Raw genomic sequence first — 25,010 nt, 5'->3', positions numbered from 1 at the left:
TCCGTTGTTTGCAGCGTCGTACCATTTGATGGCCGTTCCAGTCGCGGTTAAATTGGCAATTGTAGCCGCATTACAAAAAGCTTGTGGAGTTGAAGCCGTTGGCGCTGTAGTAGTATTAATACTTACAACAGCACTCCCAGTCATTGTATTTGTGCAACCTCCTGTAGTTCTAGTTGCAACCACTGTGTAAGTGGTAGCTATTGTTTGGTTACCAAATGAAATAGCGGCACCAGTTCCAGATACAGCATTACCAACATTAGTAGCTCCATTTTTTAATTGATAAGTTACGCCTGTTTCAGAATTGGATAAACCAACAGCAGTACCAGTTCCTCCAGAACAATAAGCACCTCCACCTGTTACGTTGTACGCAGTTGGATTAACACAAGATGCAGTTTCAAATAAACGGAAGTTGTCGATTCCCCATTCTTCTCTATCTCCTTCAGAATAAACGTTAATACGTAAATTTAAAGTTGTTCCAGTTCCAGTAATATTTTTAGTAAATTCTCCAAAAGCATTTGTTATTTGAGCACCATCACCACAGCCATTGTTATCGGTATCTTCATAAAGGTATTTATTTGCGATATTACCTCCTTTGTTGAAAAAGCGAATCACATCTGTCCATGCTCCTCCATCGATTTGGTATTGAATGATAATATAGTCTGTATTTGTAGTGGAGTTTCCATCACAAGTAGCGTTTTTAGTGTCCCAAGGTCCATTCGTACTATTGGCAGCAAATAAACCTTTAAAGTTTAATCCAGATTTGCCGGAAATATTTATCCCTGTCCATGTAATAGTTAATTCATCATTTATATCATCGGTGCCTGCTCCAGCGGATGGTAATCCAGTTCCTGCAGCATTATGGTCCTCTCCAGCCCAATAATTGGTTCCTTGTTTTCCCGTAAAAGCTATTTCCTGAGAAACGGTTGTTCCATCAGTAAGTTTAAAATAACTTGTTGCAGGTGAATTTATTCCACCAGTACCTTCTGGTGTTCTGGTACTTCCTGCTGTTGGGCCAGCATCAAAATCATCGCTCCAAAATTGAGTTTGAGCATTTCCTTGTAAGAAAAAAATAGAGAGGAGCAGAGTTAGAATTAATGTAATGTTCTTTTTCATGGTTTCAATTTTTTAAGTGGATATCAAATTTTGATTGAAGAAATTTTACTTTTAAGTTGTGCTGAAAACGGGTTTTAAAAATCCAAACTGCTTTGCAGTCATAATACCTTGTTCTGTACTCAGTATTTCAATTGCTATTTGTTGGTTATCATTACAAGCTATATTTAAAGTATCAGTAATCGATACAATTGTTCCAGGTTGATTGTTATGTTTTGAATGCAATAGTGTTGCTGAAATTATTTTTATTTGCTCCCCAAGCATTGTCGCATCGGCACCTGTATTCCATGGGTTACAAGCATTTATTAGTGCAATAATTTCACTCCCAGACATTCGTTTCCAATTAATATAAGTGTCCGATAATGTTGGTTTTTCATAATAATAAGAATTCGCTTCATCTTGTGGATGGCTTGGAATTTTATTGGCAAACTGAACCATATTAGCCATATTTAAGGCTATTTGTACCATACGATCACTTAATCGTACTGTTAGTTTTCCATAAGTGTCGTCAGGATTAACAGTAACAGGGTCATTAAAAATTACGGGGCCTTCATCAAATTTTGAATTCATAAAATGAACGCAGATTGCGGTTTCTTTTTCTTGGTTTTTAAGTACTTCAAAAATGGGCATTGCTCCACGGTATTGAGGTAATGGTGCGGGATGGAAATTGATGAATTTTTCACTTCCATACCCTAAAACAGATTCCGGTATCAAAAAAGGAAAGGAAATGCAAAATATATAATCGGGTTGAAGATTATCCAACCAATTTTTCATTTCTGAAATGCTACTTTGTTTTGGAAATGATTTGAATCCGATGTTACTGTCTTCGGCTTCTCTTTCTAATGCTTCAACAATATTCTCACTTCCATTGCCAATACCAATTCCACATATAAATTTTTCGTAAGCAAGTAATTGCAATGTTTTGAATGCAAATTTGCCACCGCACAAGACTACTATTTTTTTTTGTTTTTCCATTTTTAGATGCAGGCATAACTATTATACCAAGCCGATGTACTATTGTTTAAATCTTGATTGGTTAAATTCACAAAATTTTCAAATACACCTTTAGCTTCTCCTTCTATTAAAACTTCGCACATCCCATCTTCTGTAGGAACAATAGTAGCATTATAAAAAGGGGAAATAGAGGTATTGGTTTTTGAGTCGAAATAGATAGTTCCTCTTGGGCTTTCAAATTCAAATAATTGTAAATCAGTTGCAATTTTTGAAGTGTTTTTTTTATGTATTTCAGCGAGTTCTAATACTTTTAATGCAATTGTAGCACTTTCCCAACTCAATAAAGAGAATAAATTAGGCGTTCTGCCAGTTTCTGTAATTGTTTCAATAAAATTTAAGTTGGCTTCGCTATTTATATTTTTAGACCAAGCTGCAATTCCTTTTATATTATTACTTGGATATACTGCCTGAGACAACATTGTTTCTTCAAAAGCGAAAGGAGGTAAATAAATAGGAATGTTTTTATTTTCAAATAATTTTTTTATTCCTTCAAAATACCATTGTACGAAATCACCACTAAAAAGACTTAATAATGCGCTGTCGGGATATTGTTCCAAATGAAGTTTTAAAGGCTCCATAGTAAAATCAAGGTCTTTATATCCAGTAGCATGATTGAAACAAATAGTTCCACCTGCCATTTCAAAACTTTTGGAAACGCTATAAGTATGCAAATAGCCACCATCATAGTACCCAGTTACCATACCTGCATTTTTATAACCATTTGCAACAGCATCTTTGGCAATATGCCAAGCACCCAATGCATTATGAAGGGAGTGGTAAAAAATATTTGGACAAGCTGACCATTCGTGTGGTAAATTGGCACCAGCATCAAGAACTATAAGCATTTTATTGGCCGCCAAAAAAAGAGGGCGAAGTAATTGTGCTGTTCGGTGTCCTATATAAGCAATTACAAGATCTGCATTTTCTTCTAATAAAAGCCTTTCTGCGCTTCGATAGCATTGTTGTTTGTCTGCTCCAAAGCCTATGTTTTCAGAAACTATTTTTATATCGGTTCTTCCAAGATTTTTTAAACTAGATCGAAGTCCTTCGTATAAATCATAACCGATAGTTTCGTAATAGGTGGATCGAGGTAATAAAATTCCAATTGTTTGCATGTACTTTTATTATGTCAAAAAAGGAAATTTTTTTAGAATTTCCTTTTTTTATTTTAATGGTTTAGTTTCTACTTGGGAATATTCCTTCTAGAGCAATAGAATAGTTAATTGCCAAATAAGGGTTAGTAATATCTATTGGAGTATTGCTTCCTGTAATTCCTGTTTGTCCAGCTATTGTTAAGGGACCATAGTTATTACTTGTTGCAACTGAGGAATAAATATCAGAACTTCCTTTGGCTAGAAAAGCTCCACTTGGATCGGACACATCACCGTTGTTATTTGACACAGGCATATTGACTGTTATTCCAGTAGCGGGGTGAACGTGGGCTGGTAAATTATTTGTAGTTAATGCGGTTTGTGTCGTCCCACCTTTTTGCCCAATTACATAGTTAGGCAATCCAGTACCTTGTCCTTGACCTATTGGCACTCTGCCTTGCAAATCGGGTAAGGCAAAAGTTGTTTGCCCGTCACCTCCATAATTGGTTCCTATTAAGGAGAATAATGCAGTATATTCGGCTATTGATATAAGTTGTCCTGCACATAGCATATAACCCATTGGAGGGAAATTGAAACCCAATATCTTGATTTCTCCTATAAATGGTTCTGTTGACATATTTTTTAGTATTTAATGAATGAAAAATTAAATTAAGCAAGAAGTGTTCTAATTTCTACTAGGGAATATACCGTAAATTGCTATGGAATAGTTGATTACCAAATACGGATTAGTAATGTCCACAGGCATGTTGCTACCAGTAACTCCAGTTTGTCCGGCTACGGTTAAAGCTCCATAATTATTACTAGTTGCCACAGAGGAATAGATGTCAGAATTTCCTTTTGCAAGAAAAGCACCAGTTGGATCACTGACATCTCCATTATTAGATGCCACAGGGACATTCACAGAAATTCCTTGAGCAATATGTGAATGAGCTGGTAAATTTGAAGTTAATAATGTTACGTTTGTATTACCTGATACTTCCCCCATGCTGTGAGACGGTAATCCAAGCCCAGATCCTTGTCCTATAGGCATTCTGCCTCTTAAATCGGGTAACCCAAATGTTGTTTGCCCATTGCCGCCATAAGTTGTTCCTAACAAGGAGAAAAGAGCTGAGTTTTGTGAAATTGGCATTAGTTGTCCATTGCAATTTGCATACGATTTTGGCGCAAAATCAAAGCCGAAAATTTTAATTTCTCCAATAAATGGTTCTGTTGACATAAATTTTTAGTTTTTAAGTTTGAAAATTAAATTAAGTAATTAAAATTTAATCAGTTACACGTATTTTTACGTGTATTTTAAAAACTCATTTTTTAATTTTTATAAATTTTGAAAAACGAATTTAGAATTAAATTTCATAAACAGCTCATTTTCAAGATAAAAGACTCTAATCTCCGATGGACAAAAATTAATTTTATTTAAATGAAATGTCAATGGATTAAAATAGTCTGCAAATTGAAATTGTAAATAAAAACACTCTAATAAATAATGAAATTAAGTTATTACCTATTTTTTTATATAAAAATGTCGTCAGTGCCTTTTTTTGTGTTATGAAAGTAAAAAATTGAGGTATGGGTAGGTTGATTTTTGTCTAAAAGAATTTTTAAACAAGTTATTTTTTAAAAATATTAAAAAAAAATAGTTCATAAGATTGATATTCAGTAGTATAGTTAATTTTTTAACTTTTAAATAGATTTATTTTCTTATGTTTGTTATTGACTATATGAAATATAGTATTGTATGTTTTTTATAAATAGTGAATGAAAATTTTGCTTTTTTATCCAATGTTATTTAATTTTTTTAAACTGTTAATTCAAATTTGCATGAGTATTTTTTAGTAAAATTGAATAGTTTTATATTGAATTAAAAAGCAGCGATTTTATTTTAGGTTTGATTTAAAAGAATAAGAAATATTATATTTATTAGGAAAATGACTAAATATATTTATATTTGTCGTTTAAAGTTTTAAAATACCGACAAAATACAATTTTGAATGTTAAATATAAGATAATTTAGCAGTTTTTAGTTCTGAATTCAAGAATCAATCTATCACTTTTAAGAAAGCAGTCAATATTTTATATTCAAACCCTATGGAAAAAAAAATAGAATTGAATAATTCGGATATTTTTCAGAAAAAAAATCAATTGTCTGCAGTAATACGCACTCTTGAATTGGACAGAAAACGAATTGCCCAAGACTTACACGATGATATTAGTTCAAAATTGAATGTTATTTCTCTAAATTGTCATTTGCTTAAAATTCCGAATTTGCTTCAAAAAGATGTTGAAGAAATTACCAAGAACATTATGGAGTACACTGCAAAGGCATTGAATAGTTCAAAAAAAATGTCACATAGACTACTTCCTCCTGTTTTAGAAAAATTTGGACTTCACGCAGGAATTGAGGAATTATGTTCTGAATTTGAAGCCGACAGATCGGTGAAAATTGAATATAAAAACAATTTAAAATTTGATTTTAAAGAGAATGAATCTCACATACATGTTTTTAGAATTGTGCAGGAGTTATTGACCAATTCAGTTCAACATGGAAAAGCAACTTTTATTTCTCTTCTTTTTGAAGAGGTGAATGAAAAAAAAATGTGTAGGTACACTGACAATGGAATTGGTTTTGATTTCAAAAAAATGCAAAACCATAAAGGACTTGGGATGAAGAATATTGCAAGTAGAATTACTGTTTTGGAAGGGTGTCTAACGATTGAATCTCAAATGGAAAATGGTATTTCAGTAGTTTTTAATTTTTAAAATATGAAGCAAAAAATAAAAATAATTTTAGCAGATGATGAAGTCTTGTTTCGAAAAGGAATTTCTTTTTTATTGGGAAGAGAAGAGAATATAGATGTCATTTTTGAAGCTTCTGATGGATTAGAATTGATTGATTTTCTAAAGGGAAATAATCCCAAGCCAGATATAGTAATTATGGATTTGAAAATGCCCTTGTTAAATGGTATTGAAGCGACAAAAATCATACATAGAGATTTTTCTGATATAAAAATAATAGCTTTAACTAGTTATGACTCTAAGTCGTTTATAGCCAATATGATTGATGTTGGTGCAGTTTCTTATTTGGTAAAAAATGCTACGCCACAAGAATTATTTGAAACTATTAATGAAGTAGCAACAAAAGGTTTCTATTATCCAGAGTATGTAATGAATATTATACAGAAGGATTTAATCACAAATAAAAAATCTAAATGTAGTTTTGATACTGGTTTTATAACTTCAAGAGAATTAGAAGTTTTACAACTCATTTGCAAACAAAAAAGCACGATAGAAATTGGTGAAAAACTATTCATTAGCCCTAGAACAGTTGAAGGGCATCGAAATAATTTGTTGCTAAAAACAGAATCCAAAAACATTGCTGGTTTGGTTGTTTATGCCATCCAGAATGCAATAGTTTCTTTGGATATTTAATTGATTATTGTTAAAAAAGTTTACTTTGTATATTATAAAAGATAAAAAGAATTACTTCCTGCTATCTTTGCTGTAAAATAGTTTTAAAATGAAATGCAAAAGCCTACTTTTTATATTTATTTTTCTAATATCCTTTAGTTCTAGAGCCTCTTTTGTTTTGTTGCCAATGGACGAAACTACGCAACAAAATCATCTTAAAGCTTACGGAATTACCTATTGGTGTTTGGCCAAAAATTACAAAGCCAGTTGGTTACTCAATTACCGTGGAGGTTCTTTTTTGTTGCCAGATACAGAAGAAATTCGAAAAGAATGCCAAATACGTGGCGTGAGTTTTGAAATTCTTTCGGATGCTGAAGAAACTGCTATTCTAAATGAAATTGCTAGTCCTTCTCAAAACATGGAAACCGTGATTTTGGAGAAAGCACCCAAAGTTGCTGTTTATACACCCAAAGGCAAACAACCTTGGGATGATGCCGTTACTTTAGTATTAACTTATGCCGAAATTCCTTTTACACCTATATATGATGAAGAAGTTTTAAGTGATCAATTGTTACTTTATGATTGGTTGCATTTACATCATGAAGATTACACGGGACAATACGGCAAATTTTACGGCGCCTACAAAAATGTTCCTTGGTACATAGATCAAAAAAGAGATGCCGAAGAATTGGCCAAAAAAATGGGCTATGAGAAAGTGTCACAGGAAAAAGGTGCCGTGGCAAAAAAAATACGTGATTTTGTTATTGGTGGTGGATTTTTATTTGCTATGTGTTCTGCTACAGATAGTTTTGACATTGCTTTGGCCGCCGATGGAGTCGATATTTGTGAACCAATGTTTGATGGAGATCCAAGTGAGGCCAACTATCAATCAAAATTGAATTTTGGCAGTACTTTTGCTTTCAAGAATTTTACTTTGGAACGCAGACCGGAACAATATGAATTTTCGGATATCGATATGACTCTTAAACGAAAAATACCAATGGATAAAGATTACTTCACATTGATGGATTTTTCGGCCAAATGGGATTTTATACCTAGTATGTTGTGTCAAAATCACACGCAATTGGTTAAGGGATTCATGGGACAAACAACAGCCTTCGACTCCGAACTGGTAAAATCGAATGTATTGATAATGGGAACTTGCGAACTCAACGGTGAAGCACGCTACATTCACGGTGAAAAAGGAAAAGGAATGTTTACTTTTTTTGGAGGTCATGATCCAGAAGATTTTCAACATCAAGTTGGTGATCCTGCTACTGTATTGGATTTGCATCCTAATTCTCCAGGGTATCGATTGATATTGAATAATGTTCTGTTTCCAGCGGCTAGAAAGAAAAAACAGAAAACATAGAATATAAATTCAAATCTTGTAATTGCATTTCAGATTCTAATTTTTTTTAACGCAGATTTACAAATTAAAAATCAAATTGTTATAAATAATCTGCGAATTTGCGGTTGATTTTTTAATTCAATGAAAATTCAACCCAAATCGGAATGTGATCAGAAATTTTTCGAGCTTCTTTTAAGGTCGCGAATTTTTCATAAAAAGGGATTACATCAGATTTTATATAGTTTATGGAATTGGTTTTGTAAAACATATTGTCAAATTCCGAAGCCAAACAATTACTTCCTTTACATTTGGTTTTTAAAGATGTTTTTTGATTTACTAAAATAGGAGCATAACCCATTTTTTTTATAGGATTAAATACAGAATGCGATTGTGGACAATTAAAATCTCCAACAAATATCAGGTTCAAAGTTGGATACAATTGAGGTAAAAACTTGAAATATTTAATTTCAGTTTCGGGTTGTTTACTTTTTGTAATGGCATGAAAAGCAGCAATAGTTATGGATTTTCCTTTTATTTCAAAAGTGGCATAATAAGGTTCACGGTCTATTTTAAGATGGTAGTTGCGTTCCAACCACGGTTTTCCTTTTAGTTTTACGGTACTCGTTTTCCATAGAAAAGCATAACGTTCCGTTTTATAAGCACTGCTTGAAGTAGGTTCGCTTATTTGATAATCCCATTTACTGCCTTTTCGATTAAGTTCGTCGGCAAGTCTTGCCACTGCTTGTGCGCCACCATCTCCAGCCACTACTTCTTGGATAGTGACAATGTCATAGTCTTTTATAGTATAGGCAATAAATGTAATCTCTTGATCGGATTTGGATTTACCAAAGTTTTCGAGATTCCAGGAAAGGAGTTTGGTTTGGGAAATAATCGGTAAAGAAAAGAAGAGAAATAAATAAAGAAATTTTGATTTCATTTTTGGGGTAAGTGCTGTTTTGTTTGCAAATGTATTTTATTTAAGAGACATGCTTCTGATTAACTAATATGTTTTTGAAACAAACATGAAATGCAGTTAAAATCTCTTTTTTGTTTTGACTAATTAAAAATTGATTTTACTAGTTTCTATTATGATAAAAATCATATTTATGTATTGAAATGAAAAGTAATTTTACTTTTAAAAAAAAAGTATTGATATATTAATTAATTTTAACTCAAGTTTATCCAAAAATTTAAAACAGCACTATTTTGAAAAATGCACTTAAAATTACAGTTTTATTATTTCCGTTTTTAATATTTAGTCAGGGAACACCAAAAAAAGATGTAAACGAACAAATGCAAACTTGGATATCCTTAAACACTATAACAAAAATTAGTGATCATTGGGGTATTGTTGCAGATGCGCATATTCGTGAAAATGAATTTTTTGACAGTAATAATTTTTATTTTTTAAGAGGTGGAATTACGTACATACCAAATGCTTCTGTATCAATTACTGGAGGTTACGCACACATGTGGCTTGCCCCTACAAAAGAGGGGTGGTCAACTTATGCAGATGAAAACAGAATATACCAGCAAGCACAATTGTTAACCAAGGTTGGCAAAGTAAGCATACTTCAAAGAATACGGAATGAACAACGTTGGCAAGAAAAAATAGCCAATGATGAGCCTACAGGTGAGCTTAAATTTACAGATAGGGTTCGATACTTGGCAAGTTTTACCATTCCTGTTTTTAGCAATAAAAAATTGCCTTCTTTGGTTGTGTCCGATGAAATATTGATTCAGTTTGGAAAAGAAGTAGTGTATAATACATTTGATCAAAATAGGCTGTTTGTTGGAATAAGACAAAATATCAACCCTAAGTTAAGTTATGATTTTGGATATATGAATGTATACCAACAAAAATCGAATGGGTATCAATATGATATGAATCATACCTTAAGATTATTTTTTTATCTGAATACGGTTATAAAACATAATGCTCCAAAAGTACAAGAGCATCATTCCGGAGATGAATAATTATTCTGAAGTAACTTTAATCTTTGTGTAATTAATTGGTATTGAATATTTTTAGTATTTTTATGTTCTGATAATTAACTGACAAGTTGTTAAGGGATTATTTCAAACATAAATGATTTTTTGTTTAAAAAAGTTAAAGTTTGTTTGAATTAAAAGAAAACTAATTTTTTAAAAACAGAAAATTTATGGAAGACAATACTGGTTATTCGTTATTACGTAATCCAAGATTAAATAAAGGTACGGCTTTCAATAATGAAGAAAGAGAAAAATATGGTTTGCAGGGAATGTTGCCCGAAACAATTGAAACCTTAGAAACACAAGTAGTACGAGTACAAGGACAACTTGAAAATTTTGAAAAACCCATAAATAAATATATTTTTCTAATGCAATTGTTAGAAAACAATGAAACTTTGTTTTTTAAAACAATTTCTAGCGAACCAGCAAAATTCCTTCCTTTAGTTTATACCCCAACAGTTGGAGAAGCTTGTCAAAAATTTGGTCAGGTGTCTCGAAGACCTCGGGGGTTGATTATTTCAATTACTCAGAAAGATAATATCAAAACAATTCTTAGAAATTGGCCTGTAAAAGACGTTCGGTTTACTGTTGTTACAGATGGTGGCCGTATTTTAGGATTAGGTGATTTGGGAATTTTCGGATTAGGTATTCCAATCGGTAAATTAGTTTTATACACTAGTTGCGGTGGTGTACCTCCAGAATATACGTTGCCAATTGTTTTGGATGTTGGGACTAATAATGTTGAGTTTCTTAATGACCCTTTGTATCCAGGGTTGAAATGCAATAGAATAAGGGGGAAAGAATTTGATGACTTTATAGCTGCTTTTGTTGAAGCTATGAATGAAGTTTTTCCTAAAGTCTGCATCCAGTGGGAAGATTTTCCTGGTGTAGATGCCATCCGAATTTTAAATACATATAAAGAAAAAGTATCTACTTTTAATGATGATATTCAAGGTACAGCGGCCATTGCTACAGCAGGATTTATTTCAATAAGCCGTTTGATGAATAAACAATTTAAAGAGCAGCGGTTTTTGTTTTTAGGAGCTGGTGCAGCCGCGTTTGGTATTGCTGATATGTTGGTCAAGAAATTTCAAAGAGATGGCTTGACTAGAGATGAAGCCTTAAATCAAATCTGGATGTTCGATGTTAATGGTTTAATTGTAAAAAGCCGAACAGATCTTTTGGAACATCAATTGCAATTTGCCCATGAAGCTGACTTGTGTACTGATTTTTCCGAAGCAGTTTTAAGTGTGAAACCAACTGCGATAGTAGGAGTAAGTACAGTAGGAGGGGCCTTCAATCAGCAAGTTATAGAAAACATGAGTGCTGTAAATGAGCGCCCTATAATTTTCCCTTATTCAAACCCTACTTCTCATTCTGAATGTACTGCTGAAGAAGCTTATTTTTGGAGTAAAGGAAAAGCTATTTTTGCTAGTGGAAGTCCATTTGCCCCGGTTGAATATCAGGGAAAAGTTTTTACACCTGGACAAGGTAATAATGTTTTTATTTTTCCAGCTTTAGGACTAGCCATTTTTGCAACTGAAGCGAAAAGAGTTACAGACGATTTATTGTTGACAGCTGCAGAAGCTGTTGCAGAACAAGTGTCTTTTGAAGATTTTGAAAAAGGGTTAATTTATCCCAATATAGATGCTATTTTACAAGTATCTGTTAAGGTAGCCGAGAAAGTTGCTGAAGAAATTTTTAGATTGGGTTTAGCCAGTATTGAACGACCTTCTAGTATCAGTGATTTTATAAAAAGTAAAATGTATACTCCAGAATATAAGTGAACTAATTGCGATTTGTAGCGTCTAAATAGTACACTTTTCTTTTTATTTTGTATAAAAAGTATCCAGTAGTACAACGATTATTTACAACGATTATAAATTATGGTAATTAATTAATTTTTAATTAATTATGTAAATATTTGAACTAAATTTATATCGATTATAAAAAAACCCCATTTTTTTAAATAAAATTGATTGATTTGTTTATCAAAATTAAACTAAAATAGTAAAAGTTCATAATAATGATTCAGACTGATTTACTTTAAATCCTACTCCATTTGTTTTAGTTTGAATAGTTAAAATTATATTATATTTTTTGTTGAAATTGTTTTATAAATTTTATTCTATCTAAATGGGGAAACTAACTTCTATTCTGCAAGAACATCCCGAATTGGCTGTTTTTTTAACTCTAGCTTTAGGATTTGCATTTGGACATATCAAGATTGGTACTTTTAAAATTGGTGTTGTTCTTGGAACTTTATTGGCAGGTGTATTAATAGGACAACTAAATATTGAAATTCCTTCTATTGTAAAAGTCATTTTCTTTGATTTTTTTCTCTTTGCAACTGGATACAAAGTAGGACCTCAGTTTTTTCAAGGATTGAAAAAAAATGCATTTCCTCAATTAATGCTCACTTTAGTTATTTGTGTTTCATGTTTGTTTATTTCTTTTGGAATATCCAAAGTATTAGGATATGATTTGGGAACCGCAGCTGGACTTTTAGCAGGTGCTTTTTCAGAGTCTACACTAATAGGTACAGCTGCCGAAGCTATAAACAAACTCCCAATAGATGGAATCGAAAAAGCACGGCTCATTAATAATATGCCGGTTTCTTATGCAATAACGTATCTTATTGGAGCTATTTCATTTGTTTTTTTTATAACCACAATTGCTCCAAAATTATTACGAATAGATTTATTAGAAGAAAGTGCAAAACTAAGTCAGTCACTTACGGGTGAAACAGAGCATGAGCCTGGTATACAATCTGCCTATCAAAGGTGGATCATAAGAGCGTATAAAATCACAAATGATAAGTGGATCGGTCTGACTATTGGCGAATTTGAAAAATTAAATGAAAATTTAAGATTGGCTATCCAAAGGATGCGACACAATGGTGAATTATTCGAACCAACTCCAGATACCATAATTTGCAAAGATGACATTATGGTTATAATGGCGCAACATGGAATTATTTTGGATAGTTTGTCTTCTATTGGTCCAGAAGTTTTGGATGAAGAGTTACTAAACTTTCCATTGGCGCACATGGATATTACAGTAACAAATAAAAATATTGCTGGAAAATCAATTGGTGATTTAGGCAAGCAGTACGGAAATGGCCTAATGTTGGATAAAGTAACTAGAGAGTATCAAGAAATACCTTTTAGCAGAAAAACAATTTTAAATAGGGGAGACGTATTAAAAGTAAGCGGTAAATTGTTACACATAGAAAATGTAGCAAAAGAAATAGGCTTTTTGGATAGGCTTAGTGTAGAAACCGATATCATTTTTGTTGGATTAGGAATTGTTTTAGGAGGACTAATCGGATTATTATCGGTTACCGTTTTCGGTATAGAAGTTACATTATCAACAAGTGGAGGTGCTTTGGTAATGGGGTTAATCTTTGGTTGGTTGCATTCTCGAACACCAATGTTTGGTAGAATTCCCGAAGCTGCATTGTGGATATTTGACAATGTTGGTTTGGCTACATTTATTGGGTTAGTTGGATTGGCAGCGGGGCCAAGTTTTATTTCTGGTCTTCAAGAAATAGGATTTAGCATTCTATTTGCAGGATTAATAGTTGCAATACTTCCTCATATTATTGGTCTGTATTTTGGAAAATATGTACTAAAGATGAATCCTATTATTTTATTGGGCGCTCAAACGGGAGCAGGAACTTCAACAATTGGATTAAAAGCAATTCAAGATGCATCAGCAAGTAAGTTTCCTGTTTTGGGATATACCATTCCGTATGCTTTAGGCAATATTTTATTGACTTCATGGGGTCCAATTTTGGTTTCAATGATGAGTTGATTTAGTTAAATATTAATTATAAATAGATATAAAAAACAATTACAACTGATTTAGATAAATGAGTATTTATTTTATTTGGCATCTAAATAGTATTGTTAATTTATTTAAGTAAAATAATAATTAATTTTAATTATTTTTACTTAAAAATAAGTCAAAACAAGAAAAAACAAAATTTTTAATATGGAAGCAACAAGAAAAGAACACGATTTTTTAGGAGAATTAGAAATTCCAAATCATTTGTATTACGGAATTCAAACTTTTAGAGCGGTGGAAAATTTTAATATTACAGGAATTCCAATTTCCAAAGAACCACTATTTATTAAAGCCTTGGGATATGTTAAAAAAGCGGCAGCATTGGCCAATAAAGATTGCGGAGCTCTAGATGCCAAAATTGTAGAGGCCATTTGTTACGGAAGTGATCAAGTTATTGCTGGTAAATTTGATCAGGAATTTGTGAGTGATTTAATTCAAGGTGGTGCTGGTACCTCTGTAAACATGAATGCCAATGAAGTCATTGCAAATATTGGATTAGAATATTTAGGTCACAAAAAAGGAGAATATAATTTTCTGCACCCAAATAATCACGTGAATTGTTCTCAATCCACAAATGATGCCTATCCTTCTGCATTTAGAATAGCATTATACCTTAAGATGGATTCTTTTATAAAGTCACTGGAAAATTTAGAAATTGCTTTTACTGCCAAAGGAGAAGAATTTAATAAAGTCTTAAAAATGGGACGTACCCAACTGCAAGACGCAGTACCTATGACATTGGGTCAGGAATTCCATTCTTACGCAACGACAATTGGAGAAGATGTAAGACGACTTCGTGATGCTCAAAGTTTGGTTTTAGAAATTAATATGGGAGCAACCGCAATTGGTACTAAAGTAAATGCTCCAGAAGGGTATCCAGAAATTTGTGTCAATTATTTGGCTAAAGAAATTGGTATTCCATTAACCTTATCTCCCGATTTAATTGAAGCAACAGTTGATACGGGCGCCTATGTTCAAATAATGGGAACAATGAAACGAACAGCAGTTAAAGTTTCTAAAATTTGTAACGATTTGAGATTGTTGAGTTCTGGACCAAGAACGGGTTTCAATGAAATTAATTTGCCCGCACGTCAACCAGGCTCTTCAATTATGCCGGGAAAAGTAAATCCTGTTATTCCAGAAGTGGTCAATCAAACTTGTTTTTATGTTATTGGTCAAGATCTAACAGTAACAATGGCCGCCGAAGCGGGACAATTGCAATTAAATGTTATGGAACCCGTAATTGCTTTCGCGATGTTTACTTCTTTAGATTATTTGACAAAAGCCATTCAGACTTTAATCGATAAATGTATAAATGGAATTACTGCCAATGAGCAACATTGTTACAATATGGTAATGAATAGTATTGGAATTGTAACACAATTAAACCCAATTTTAGGTTATGAAGAAAGCGCCAGCATTGCAGGTGAAGCTTTAAAAACCGGAAAAAGTGTTCATCAAATAGCGGTTGTAGAAAGAAAATTAATTACTCAAGACAAATGGGATGAAATTTATTCTATTGAAAATTTAATCAATCCTAAATTTATTACTTCTTAATAGTAGTTTAAGAAGGAATCGTGCACCATTGTATATTAATCAAATAAATATGTTATGAAAAAAATTGTTTTATTATTTTTAGTTTGTTTTACTGTATTACAAATACAAGCACAAGACAAAATCACGAAAACTTCTCCAAGAATTATGATTTTGGCAACAGGAGGAACTATTGCAGGATCAGGAGAATCATCCACAAAATCAGCTTATACAGCAGGAAAAGTGCCAATTGACGATTTACTTAATGCAGTTCCTCAAATACATAATTACGGAAAAATCACTGGAGAGCAAGTTGCTTCAATTGGAAGCCAAGATATGAATGTGGTTACTTGGTTAAAATTGTCCAATAGAATTAATCAAATATTCAAAGAAAATTTAGCAGATGCTATTGTTTTGACTCATGGTACAGATACACAAGAAGAAACTGCTTATTTTTTAAAATTAACTGTTATGTACGATAAGCCTGTTGTCGTTGTTGGGTCTATGCGTCCTTCAACGGCAATGAGTCAAGATGGAAATAGAAATTTATTAGATGCAGTAATGGTTGCTGCAAATCCTAAAAGTCAAGGAAAAGGGGTTATTGTTGCTATGAATGAAAAAATATTTGATCCTAGAGATGTTACAAAATCTAGTTCTACGAATCTGGAAACTTTTCTATCTCGTAATTTTGGTCCTATCGGATTAATTTATGATGGTAAAGTAAATTACTACTATCAATCATTAAAGAATCCTTCAAAAAAGTTTGATGTTTCAAAATTAACTTCATTACCCCAAGTAGAGATAGTTTATGGATATGCTGATGCAAATCCAATTACGGTGACTGGTTTGTTAAATGCATCTGTAAAAGGTCTTATATATGATGGTATGGGAAATGGAAATTTTAATGCTCCAGTTGGTAAAGCATTAGCAGAGGCTTCTAAAAATGGAATCTTAATTTGCCGATCCAATAGAACAGGATCAGGAAGAACAACTTTGGAAAATGAAGTTGATGATGCTGGGCTTGGTTTTGTTGTTGCAGATGATCTGAGCGCACAAAAGGCAAGAGTTTTATTAATGTTGTCTTTATCGGAAACATCGGATAAAAATAAAATTCAACAGAATTTCTTCGAATATTAATTAACGAATTAGGGAGTCTTGTACAATACAAGTATTCCCTTTTTTAATTTTAAACTAAATAGTAGTTATCTTAAATAAGCTTTATATGATTTGGATTGAATTTACAGTTCTTATTGCAATGATTCTCATTGGTTCACAAATGAAAGGAATTGGATTAGGAGTTATGGGAATGGTTGGTTTATTAGTTTTTATTTTTGTTTTCAAAATGAAACCAACAGATCCTCCTCTCGATGTCATGTTGATTATTATGGCTATTGTGACAACTGCAGCAACCCTACAAGCATCAGGAGGATTAGACTATCTCGTAAGTTTAGCCGAAAAAGTCATTAGAAGCAATCCTTCAAATATTACTTTTATAGCCCCTTTTACGGTCTACTTTTTATGTTTATTTGCAGGGACTGCACATATTGTTTATTCCTTATTGCCAATTATTTCAGAAGTTTCTGCAAAGAAAAGAATTCGTCCGGAACGACCTTTAAGTATTTCTGTTATAGCTTCTCATTTAGCATTAACAGGAAGTCCAATGAGTGCGGCTACTGCAGCATTGGTTGTGATTTTGGGGTATCCAGGAGCATTGGTAGATATCATGATGATTTGTATTCCAGCTTGTATTATCGGTATACTAATTGGTTGTTTTTCTGTTTTCAAAAAAGGAGTAGAATTGAATGACGATCCTATTTTTATCGAAAAAATGAAAGACCCAGAGTATGCTTTAAGTATGGAAGCAGATACTGAAGGACACGAAAAACCATTAAAACCTGGAGCCAAAACTTCGGTTTTGATTTTTACTTTTGCCATTATATTGATTGTGATTGCTGGGGCTTTTCCAAGTTTAGTTCCAAGTTTTGAGCCTGGAATTAAAACACTTGCCGTTGCCGCTGATGGTTCTTTGTCTATGGTAACCATAATTAGTGTAATCACGCTTACTGCTTCTGCTGCCATGATGTTAATTACTAAAACAAGTACTTCGGAAGTTACTAAAGCTAGTTTGTTTACCTCTATGGCATCTGCAGTAGTCTCTGTTTTTGGTGTGGTATGGATGAGCTCTACCTTTATGCATGCCAACAATGATATAATACAAGCAGCCTTAGGTGGTATAGTAACTGCTTATCCTTGGACTTTTGCTATAGCCGTTTTTATTATGGGAGTATTAATGTTTAGTCAAGCTGCTACGACCAAAACAATGATGCCACTAGGTTTGGTTTTAGGAGTGGCTAATCCAGCACTAATCGCCATTTTTCCTGCTGTAAACAGTGATTTTGTTTTACCTGGTTATCCAACACTTTTAGCTGCAATTAACTTTGACAGGACTGGTAGTACCAAAATTGGAAAATTTGTAATTAACCATAGTTTTTTGGTTCCAGGTGTAGTTGCTATTGGGGTGGCTATTGCAGTTGGATTTTTATTAGGATCGTTTTTATTATAAAATTTTAATTATAAAATTATGAAAAAATATTTTTTATATCTAATGTTTGGATTTTTACCCATTGCTCTATTTAGTCAAGTGGATCAAACGGAAAGACAGACTAATGAAGGAAGTTTTTTTATTCCAGATTCTTTAAAATCTTTAATACCAGTCAATAAGCAGTCTTTGTTAAGAGATGTAGATGTGATTTTTAATTCAAGAATGGCCTACAATAGTAGTTTTCTAGATGGTAATCATACACTCTCTAATTTTAATGTAAATCAGCTTAGGTTCGAAATAAAAGGGAAAATTCATGATAAAGTGTATTTTAGATTTCGCAATAGGTATACTAGAGAGCCTGTGCCAGGAGATTTAGATAACATAAGTCGTTCTGTCGATCTAGCTTTTATTAGTTTAGATTTATCACCAAAGACTAAATTTTCTTTTGGTAAATTATGTGCAGATTGGGGAGGTTACGAATTCGATTTTAATCCAATTGACATCTTAACCTATAATGACATTATAGAATATGCAGATAACTTCTTGGTTGGAGCAGGAATATCACATGATATAGGAGATGGCAAAAATTCGATCTCTATACAGTTATTGAATTCAAGGACAAAAACCTATGAATCGCAATATGGTAATGCTGCACCACCAAACATTAACCCTTCCGAATATCCTTTGGCGGCGGTTGTCAATTGGAGAAGTAACTTTTTTGATGGTAAATTTGAAACCACCTATAGTTACAGTTTTTTCAATGAAGCCAACGGGGCTCACATGAATTATTTTGTATTGGGAAACAAGTTCAAAACCAAAAATTTTATATTGTATTATGATTTCCATTACAGTGATGAAGGTTTAGATAGGAAAGGTATTGTATCAGATATTATAAGTAGTCAATATCAATATGCTGCACAAAATACTCTTTACGTCGAAAACTGGATACGAGCAGAGTATTTAGTAGCTCCAAAAATTAGTTTACTTTTAACAGTAATGAATAGTAATCATTCTTGGAATGATAATCCAGATTCAAACGGTAGCTCAAAATTATCAATTAGTTATGGACTAATTCCAACAGTTCAATACATGCCATTTAAAGATATGAATTTGAAGTTTTATATCGCTTATACTGCTAGAAAGTATGATTACACTAGTTATGCTGAAAATATTTTTGGAGTCAAAGATTATACTACAGGGTTTTTAGGAATCGGATTTGTTGCTCCATTATTGGTTTTGTAATAGGCAAGTTTTGAAAACAAACTGGCCTCATACGAATGTTTTTATTATAAAATTAATTATAAAATCAGTTCGAAGAATAAATCTATAGCATTTGAATTGTTATTAAAAACGAATCCTAAACCAATATTTTATTGATAAGTTTTATTTAGAAAAAACAGTGAGTGATCGATTTTGTAGGTTCATTCAAGTGTGGTAGATATAAAATCTAGTTCAAAAGAATATGTAATTTTATTTTAATAACTTCACTTACCATATTGTTTTCTTGACTATTATTAAGTTTTAGTTATAGCCAAAGGTAATTTGTTCATGGCGTTATTTACTTTTGATATATTTTTTATTTAAATAAATTATTTAATAAGTTTTTAAACAAATAAAAATTGAAAATATATTTTATATTCATTCTATTTTTTTTAACTCCAACTTTTTCAATTGGACAAGTGGAGCATATTGGACAAATGGAAAAACAGTCAAATGAAGGAAATCTGTTTGCTTTTGATACGGCTAAATCTTCGCTTTTAAATTCAAAACTATCTTATTTAAAGGATATTGATTTTATTTTTAATACCCGTTTTGCTTTTGCAAGTAATTTTTTAAATGGGAATCATACTTTGTCAAGTTATAATGTTGATCAATTTAGATTTGAAATTAAAGGTAAGATTCATGACAAAGTACGTTTTAGATTTCGTAATAGATATACTAGAGAGCCTGAGCCTGGAAATCTAGATAATATTAGTAGAGCAATTGATTTAGCTTTTATTAAAATAGAGTTAACACCGAGTACTGATTTAGCTATAGGGAAGTTAGTGGCAGATTTTGGAGGATGGGAATTTGATATGAATCCTATAAATATTTTAGCTTACAACGATATTATAGGAAATTCTGATAATTTTTTGGTAGGTGCAGAGATATCTCATACTTTTAAGGATCGAATGAATTCGCTTTCTTTTCAAATTTTAAATTCTAGAACCAAAACTTTCGAAGAACAATACGGAGTAACTGCACCACCAAGCTTATTAGCTTCAGAATATCCATTTGCATTTGTGACAAATTGGAGAAGTAGTTTTTTTAATAAAAAAATAGAAACTACTTATAGTTATTCTTTTTTTAGAGAAGCTAAAGGTGTAAATATGAATTATATTGCATTAGGGAATAAATTTAAATCCAAAAAAATCCTCCTGTATTATGACTTTCAATACACCTACGAAGGATTAGATCGAAGAAAAATGATTTCTGATATCATCAATAGTCAATATCAATTTGCAGCCCAAAATGTTGTTTATCTTGGAAATTGGTTAAGAACAGAATATTTAGTTACTCCTAAAATCAATTTGCTTTTAACTCTAATGACAACTAATTTTTATTGGAAAGATAATCCTGATCCAAATGGGAAATCTAAACTATCTTCTAGCTATGGCATAATTCCAACAATAGAATACTTGCCTTTTAAGGACTATAATATGAAATTTTACCTAGGTTACGTTGCAAGAAATTATAATTATACAAATTATGCAAAAACAGCCTTTGGAGTAAAAGACTACACTACTGGTTTGTTGAGTTTTGGAATTATTGCTCCTTTATTGGTTTTATAATAGAACGTTTTAGAATAGCAAAAAACCCAATCGAATGAACGATTGGGTTTTTTATAAGTAAGTAATTCTAAATTGAGTTTATATAACGTTTATTTTACTTTATTAAGTACTGCTTTGAAAGCTTCTGGGTGATTCATCGCTAAATCGGCAAGAACTTTACGGTTCAATTCGATTCCGTTAGCTTTTACTTTACCCATGAATTGAGAATAAGACATTCCTTCCAATCTAGCTCCAGCGTTGATACGTTGAATCCATAATGCACGGAAATTTCTTTTATTCACTTTTCTGTCACGGTAAGCGTAGCACATTGCTTTCTCTACCGCATTCTTAGCAACTGTCCAAACGTTTTTACGTCTACCAAAGAAACCTTTGGCTTGCTTCATTATTTTTTTTCTTCTTGCTCTTTTTGCAACTGAATTTACCGATCTTGGCATAATTTTATTGTTTTTTTGTAGCAGGCGTCCTGAATTGAATCAAAGGAACTTAAAAGCCATACTCCAAGGTTATTGAAATTGTTTTTAACCTAAAGAATTCTTTAAAGTGTTAGTCTTAATACTTAATTCTCAAGACTTTATACTTCTACTAGATAATTCTTAATTGTTGTTTGATGCTTTTCATATCTGTTTTGTGAACTAGCGCTGAATGTGTCAAAGCTAATTTACGTTTTTTAGATTTTTTAGTCAAGATGTGACTTTTAAAAGCATGCTTTCTTTTAATCTTTCCAGAACCAGTAACTTTGAAACGTTTCTTGGCGCTAGATTTGGTTTTCATTTTAGGCATTTTTTCCTAGTGTTTTAATTTATTCTTACTTACTTATTTTGAGTAATTAGTCATTAGCCATTAGCCATTAGTTTTCCAACTTTTGCCCATTTGACTTTTGCTTATTAACTATTTTTTCTTCTTAGGAGCAATAAACATGATCATTCTTTTTCCTTCAAGAACTGGCATTGCTTCTACTTTTCCAAATTCTTCTAAATCAGTTGCTAATCTCAATAATAAGATTTGCCCTTGGTCTTTGTAGATGATAGAACGACCTTTAAAGAATACAAAAGCTTTTAATTTAGCTCCTTCTTTCAAGAACTTCTCCGCGTTTTTTCTCTTAAATTCGTAATCATGCTCATCTGTTTGAGGACCAAAACGGATTTCTTTCACTACTACTTGCGTAGATTTTGCTTTCAGGATTTTATCACGTTTCTTTTGTTCGTAAACAAATTTCTTGTAATCCATGATTTTACAAACTGGCGGCTCTGCGTTTGGCGAAATCTCAACTAGATCCAATTCAAATTGATCAGCTAATCTTAAAGCTTCTGCAAGTTTAAAAACTCCAGGCTCAATGTTTTCACCCACAAGTCTTACTTCTTGTACTCCACGAATAAGATTATTTATTCTGTGTGCATCCTTCTTTTCTACGCGAGGTTGGTAACCTCTGTTGCTTCTTATTGCTATGACTTTATAATTTAAGTTAAACTGTAAATACTTTTAATGTTTTTTTGATTTCCTCGTCAACAATCGAAGCAAATTCCTCTATTGTAACGCTGATATTTCCTTTTCCTTCTTGTCCATGACGACGGATAGAAATGGTGCCGTTCTTCTCTTCTTCCTCGCCTACAATCAGCATAAACGGGATTTTTTGCATTTCTGCATCTCGAATTTTCTTCCCTATTGTCTCGCTTCTGTTGTCAATTAGGGCGCGAATTTCGTGATTTTCTAGCAGATTTAAAACTTTTTTCGCATATATTTCATATTTCTCGCTCAAAGACAGTATAATTGCCTGCTCAGGCATTAACCATAGTGGGAAATTTCCTGCTGTGTGCTCTAGTAAAATGGCAATGAATCGTTCCATAGATCCAAATGGAGCTCTGTGGATCATCACAGGTCTGTGTAATTCATTGTCAGAACCTTTGTATGTCAATTCAAAACGCTCGGGTAGGTTGTAATCTACTTGTATTGTTCCTAGTTGCCATTGTCTTCCCAAAGCGTCCTTTACCATGAAATCCAGTTTTGGACCGTAGAAAGCGGCTTCTCCGTATTCAACAACGGTATTTAATCCTTTGTCTGCAGCGGCATTGATAATAGCATTTTCTGCTTTTTCCCAATTTTCATCAGATCCTATGTATTTATCTCTGTTTTCTTTGTCTCTTAAAGATATTTGAGCTGTAAAATTTTCAAAACCTAATGAACCAAATACATAAAGTACTAAGTCAATTACTTTTTTAAACTCTTCGTCCAATTGTTCTGGAGTACAAAAAATATGTGCATCATCCTGAGTAAACCCACGTACACGTGTTAAACCATGTAATTCACCACTTTGTTCGTATCTGTAAACAGTTCCAAATTCAGCATAACGTTTAGGTAAATCTTTGTACGACCAAGGTCTTACATTGTAGATTTCGCAGTGATGAGGACAGTTCATAGGTTTTAATAAGAACTCTTCTCCTTCAGCAGGAGTGTTTATAGGTTGAAAACTGTCTGCTCCGTATTTTGCATAATGACCAGAGGTAACATACAATTCTTTTTGACCAATATGTGGAGTAACCACTTGTTCGTAACCTGCTTTTTTCTGAGCTTTTTTCAAAAATTGCTCTAGTCTATCTCTCAAAGCAGCACCTTTTGGCAACCATAATGGTAGACCTGCACCTACTTTTTGTGAAAAAGCGAACAATTCCAATTCTTTTCCTAGTTTTCTATGGTCACGACGTTTCGCTTCTTCAAGTAGTTCTAGGTATTCAGTCAAATCTTTTTGTTTAGGGAAAGAAGTTCCATAAACACGAGTCAACTGTTTGTTTTTTTCGTCACCTCTCCAATATGCGCCGGCAACACTCATTACTTTCATCGCTTTGATAATTCCAGTATTCGGAATATGGCCTCCACGACACAAATCGGTGAAAGTAGAATGATCACAAAAAGTGATTGTGCCATCTTCAAGGTTGGTAATCAGTTCAGTTTTGTAAACGTTGTCTTTGTATATTTCCAATGCTTCTGCTTTAGAAACTGGACGTAATTTAAATTCATGTTTTCCTCTTGAAATTTCAAGAACTCGGTCTTCAATTTTCTTAAAATCAGCATCAGATATTTTTTGATCGCCAAAATCTACATCGTAATAAAAACCATTCGAAATTGCAGGCCCAAGAGTTAATTGTATTCCAGGATACATCTCCTCAAGCACTTGTGCCATAACATGTGAGGTAGAATGCCAGAAAGCTTTCTTACCATCAGCATCATTCCAAGTGTATAAAGTAAGACTGCCGTCCGTTGTCAGTGGAGTTGTTGTTTCAATAGTTGTACCATCAAAAGAAGCCGAAATAACGTTTCTAGCAAATCCTTCGCTAATGCTTTTTGCAACATCCATAGGAGTTACCCCTGGAACATACTCTCTAACTGACCCGTCGGGCAAAGTAATCTTAATCATTGTTTTGTGTATTTTAAGAATGCAAATATAAAGCATTAACAAAACACATACAATAGATATATAGGGTTTGTTTTATATATAGGTAGAAAATACATTTAACAAGTGATTAAATGATAGTATTAAAAATAATCTGATTTTATTTTATGATCATATTTAAAATCAGGAGCTAATTCCTGCTCTCATTCCAATCTTATGCGCCGAACGCCGGCTCCTAAGGATTTTCCCTTCTATCAGGGCTAGGGCCTTGGTTTTCATAAAAAAATTTGTTTTTATAAATTTTCAAAAGTAACACCTTAATATATAGGAAGGCTACTGTGAAGTAAAAACCTGAGTAATCCCTGTAAAACCAGACTTTTTTAAATTGAAAAAGTGATATTGGGCTATACCTTATATATAGGTATAGAGAACAGTAATTAAAATATTGTTGTTAAAAGATAAAGAATCCGTGTAAATCCGTGTTTTCGCTTTAGCGAATCCGTTTCATCCGCGTCACATTCATGCTCAGATTAGATTAAATGGAGCTGGAGAGAGAGCTTGGGCGTTAAATCCGGCACTAAATCGGATAAAAGGCGTTATAATATATAGGATAGAAAGCTCCAAAGGCAAAAATCCGCATAAATCCGTTGTATCGGTTAGATCCGTGGCCAATTTTAGCGCGCTAAAACGCAGATCCAACCCCCAAATCCGTGTAAAACCGATAAAATCATCAAAAACGCCTATTAGAAATTCAGAAATCCTCAAAAAGGTGGGGTTGTAAATTTCGATATATCAATGTGTTAAAAGATAAGTGTAAAATTAAGGTAAAATAAATGTAAAAAGTCATTGTTTAAACGAATAAAGGGTCTACTTTTGCACCCGCAAC

At 32.6% G+C, this 25,010-nt stretch carries 21 protein-coding genes; 11 read left to right on the top strand and 10 right to left on the bottom strand.

Annotation, left to right across the window (positions count from 1 at the left end):
• From AC8GF4_RS10585 to AC8GF4_RS10565, 5 genes are all read right to left on the bottom strand, one after another.
• A partial coding sequence (locus AC8GF4_RS10585; protein WP_506594525.1) for a hypothetical protein occupies positions 1-1,113 on the bottom strand: 1,113 nt, incomplete at its 3' end.
• Between the two features lie 51 nt (positions 1,114-1,164).
• On the bottom strand, positions 1,165-2,085 hold the full coding sequence (locus tag AC8GF4_RS10580) for a methionyl-tRNA formyltransferase (protein ID WP_506594523.1): 921 nt from the start codon (positions 2,083-2,085) through the stop codon (positions 1,165-1,167).
• Between the two features lie 2 nt (positions 2,086-2,087).
• Positions 2,088-3,239, bottom strand: a complete 1,152-nt coding sequence (locus AC8GF4_RS10575) for an ABC transporter substrate-binding protein (RefSeq protein ID WP_506594521.1) — start codon at positions 3,237-3,239, stop codon at positions 2,088-2,090.
• Positions 3,240-3,300: 61 nt separating this feature from the next.
• On the bottom strand, positions 3,301-3,852 hold the full coding sequence (locus AC8GF4_RS10570; RefSeq protein ID WP_506594519.1) for a phage tail protein: 552 nt from the start codon (positions 3,850-3,852) through the stop codon (positions 3,301-3,303).
• A gap of 48 nt (positions 3,853-3,900) precedes the next feature.
• Positions 3,901-4,452, bottom strand: a complete 552-nt coding sequence (locus AC8GF4_RS10565; protein ID WP_506594517.1) for a phage tail protein — start codon at positions 4,450-4,452, stop codon at positions 3,901-3,903.
• A gap of 869 nt (positions 4,453-5,321) precedes the next feature.
• Here AC8GF4_RS10565 and AC8GF4_RS10560 point away from each other — a divergent pair.
• The 3 genes from AC8GF4_RS10560 (at position 5,322) to AC8GF4_RS10550 (ending at position 8,013) form a co-directional block, all read left to right on the top strand.
• Positions 5,322-5,993: a sensor histidine kinase gene (locus AC8GF4_RS10560; RefSeq protein WP_506594515.1), complete on the top strand. Its 672-nt coding sequence runs from the start codon at positions 5,322-5,324 to the stop codon at positions 5,991-5,993.
• A gap of 3 nt (positions 5,994-5,996) precedes the next feature.
• Positions 5,997-6,662 carry a response regulator gene (locus AC8GF4_RS10555; RefSeq protein WP_506594513.1) on the top strand — a complete coding sequence of 222 codons (666 nt, stop codon included), beginning with the start codon at positions 5,997-5,999 and terminating at the stop codon, positions 6,660-6,662.
• A gap of 88 nt (positions 6,663-6,750) precedes the next feature.
• A complete protein-coding gene (locus tag AC8GF4_RS10550) occupies positions 6,751-8,013 on the top strand; it encodes an asparagine synthetase B (RefSeq protein ID WP_506594511.1) in 1,263 nt (420 codons plus the stop codon).
• 112 nt (positions 8,014-8,125) lie between these two features.
• On the opposite strand, the gene AC8GF4_RS10545 is transcribed toward AC8GF4_RS10550, so the two are convergent.
• Positions 8,126-8,929, bottom strand: a complete 804-nt coding sequence (locus tag AC8GF4_RS10545; RefSeq protein WP_506594510.1) for an endonuclease/exonuclease/phosphatase family protein — start codon at positions 8,927-8,929, stop codon at positions 8,126-8,128.
• A gap of 269 nt (positions 8,930-9,198) precedes the next feature.
• Here AC8GF4_RS10545 and AC8GF4_RS10540 point away from each other — a divergent pair, with 269 nt between their 5' ends.
• The 8 genes from AC8GF4_RS10540 to AC8GF4_RS10505 all read left to right on the top strand — a co-directional run bounded on the left by AC8GF4_RS10540 (position 9,199) and on the right by AC8GF4_RS10505 (position 20,739).
• A complete protein-coding gene (locus tag AC8GF4_RS10540; RefSeq protein WP_506594508.1) occupies positions 9,199-9,969 on the top strand; it encodes a DUF2490 domain-containing protein in 771 nt (256 codons plus the stop codon).
• 185 nt (positions 9,970-10,154) lie between these two features.
• Positions 10,155-11,771, top strand: a complete 1,617-nt coding sequence (locus AC8GF4_RS10535) for an NAD-dependent malic enzyme (protein WP_506594506.1) — start codon at positions 10,155-10,157, stop codon at positions 11,769-11,771.
• Between the two features lie 349 nt (positions 11,772-12,120).
• On the top strand, positions 12,121-13,800 hold the full coding sequence (aspT, locus tag AC8GF4_RS10530; RefSeq protein ID WP_506594504.1) for an aspartate-alanine antiporter: 1,680 nt from the start codon (positions 12,121-12,123) through the stop codon (positions 13,798-13,800).
• 180 nt (positions 13,801-13,980) lie between these two features.
• Entirely contained in the window at positions 13,981-15,390 is a 1,410-nt protein-coding gene (aspA, locus tag AC8GF4_RS10525) for an aspartate ammonia-lyase (protein ID WP_506594502.1), read from the top strand.
• Positions 15,391-15,444: 54 nt separating this feature from the next.
• Positions 15,445-16,503: a type II asparaginase gene (locus AC8GF4_RS10520; RefSeq protein WP_506594500.1), complete on the top strand. Its 1,059-nt coding sequence runs from the start codon at positions 15,445-15,447 to the stop codon at positions 16,501-16,503.
• Between the two features lie 85 nt (positions 16,504-16,588).
• Positions 16,589-17,929, top strand: coding sequence for an anaerobic C4-dicarboxylate transporter family protein (locus tag AC8GF4_RS10515; RefSeq protein ID WP_506594498.1), 1,341 nt, complete (start codon positions 16,589-16,591; stop codon positions 17,927-17,929).
• An 18-nt stretch (positions 17,930-17,947) separates the two neighbouring features.
• Positions 17,948-19,150, top strand: coding sequence for a porin (locus AC8GF4_RS10510; RefSeq protein WP_506594496.1), 1,203 nt, complete (start codon positions 17,948-17,950; stop codon positions 19,148-19,150).
• Positions 19,151-19,527: 377 nt separating this feature from the next.
• Positions 19,528-20,739: a porin gene (locus tag AC8GF4_RS10505; RefSeq protein WP_506594494.1), complete on the top strand. Its 1,212-nt coding sequence runs from the start codon at positions 19,528-19,530 to the stop codon at positions 20,737-20,739.
• Positions 20,740-20,828: 89 nt separating this feature from the next.
• Here AC8GF4_RS10505 and rplT read toward each other — a convergent pair whose 3' ends face one another.
• The 4 genes from rplT to thrS form a co-directional block, all read right to left on the bottom strand.
• Positions 20,829-21,173: a 50S ribosomal protein L20 gene (rplT, locus tag AC8GF4_RS10500; RefSeq protein ID WP_035633036.1), complete on the bottom strand. Its 345-nt coding sequence runs from the start codon at positions 21,171-21,173 to the stop codon at positions 20,829-20,831.
• Positions 21,174-21,321: 148 nt separating this feature from the next.
• Positions 21,322-21,519: a 50S ribosomal protein L35 gene (gene rpmI / locus AC8GF4_RS10495; RefSeq protein WP_022827375.1), complete on the bottom strand. Its 198-nt coding sequence runs from the start codon at positions 21,517-21,519 to the stop codon at positions 21,322-21,324.
• Between the two features lie 108 nt (positions 21,520-21,627).
• Positions 21,628-22,185, bottom strand: coding sequence for a translation initiation factor IF-3 (gene infC, locus AC8GF4_RS10490; RefSeq protein WP_506594526.1), 558 nt, complete (start codon positions 22,183-22,185; stop codon positions 21,628-21,630).
• A gap of 16 nt (positions 22,186-22,201) precedes the next feature.
• Complete coding sequence (gene thrS / locus AC8GF4_RS10485; RefSeq protein ID WP_506594490.1) at positions 22,202-24,148, bottom strand: threonine--tRNA ligase; 1,947 nt, start codon at positions 24,146-24,148, stop codon at positions 22,202-22,204.
• Positions 24,149-25,010 lie beyond the last annotated feature (862 nt).

Origin of the sequence: Flavobacterium rarum (SeqCode), from assembly GCF_965234445.1 — a bacterium.
Lineage (GTDB): Bacteria > Bacteroidota > Bacteroidia > Flavobacteriales > Flavobacteriaceae > Flavobacterium > Flavobacterium rarum.
This window is presented reverse-complemented; position numbering and strand designations above follow the sequence as displayed.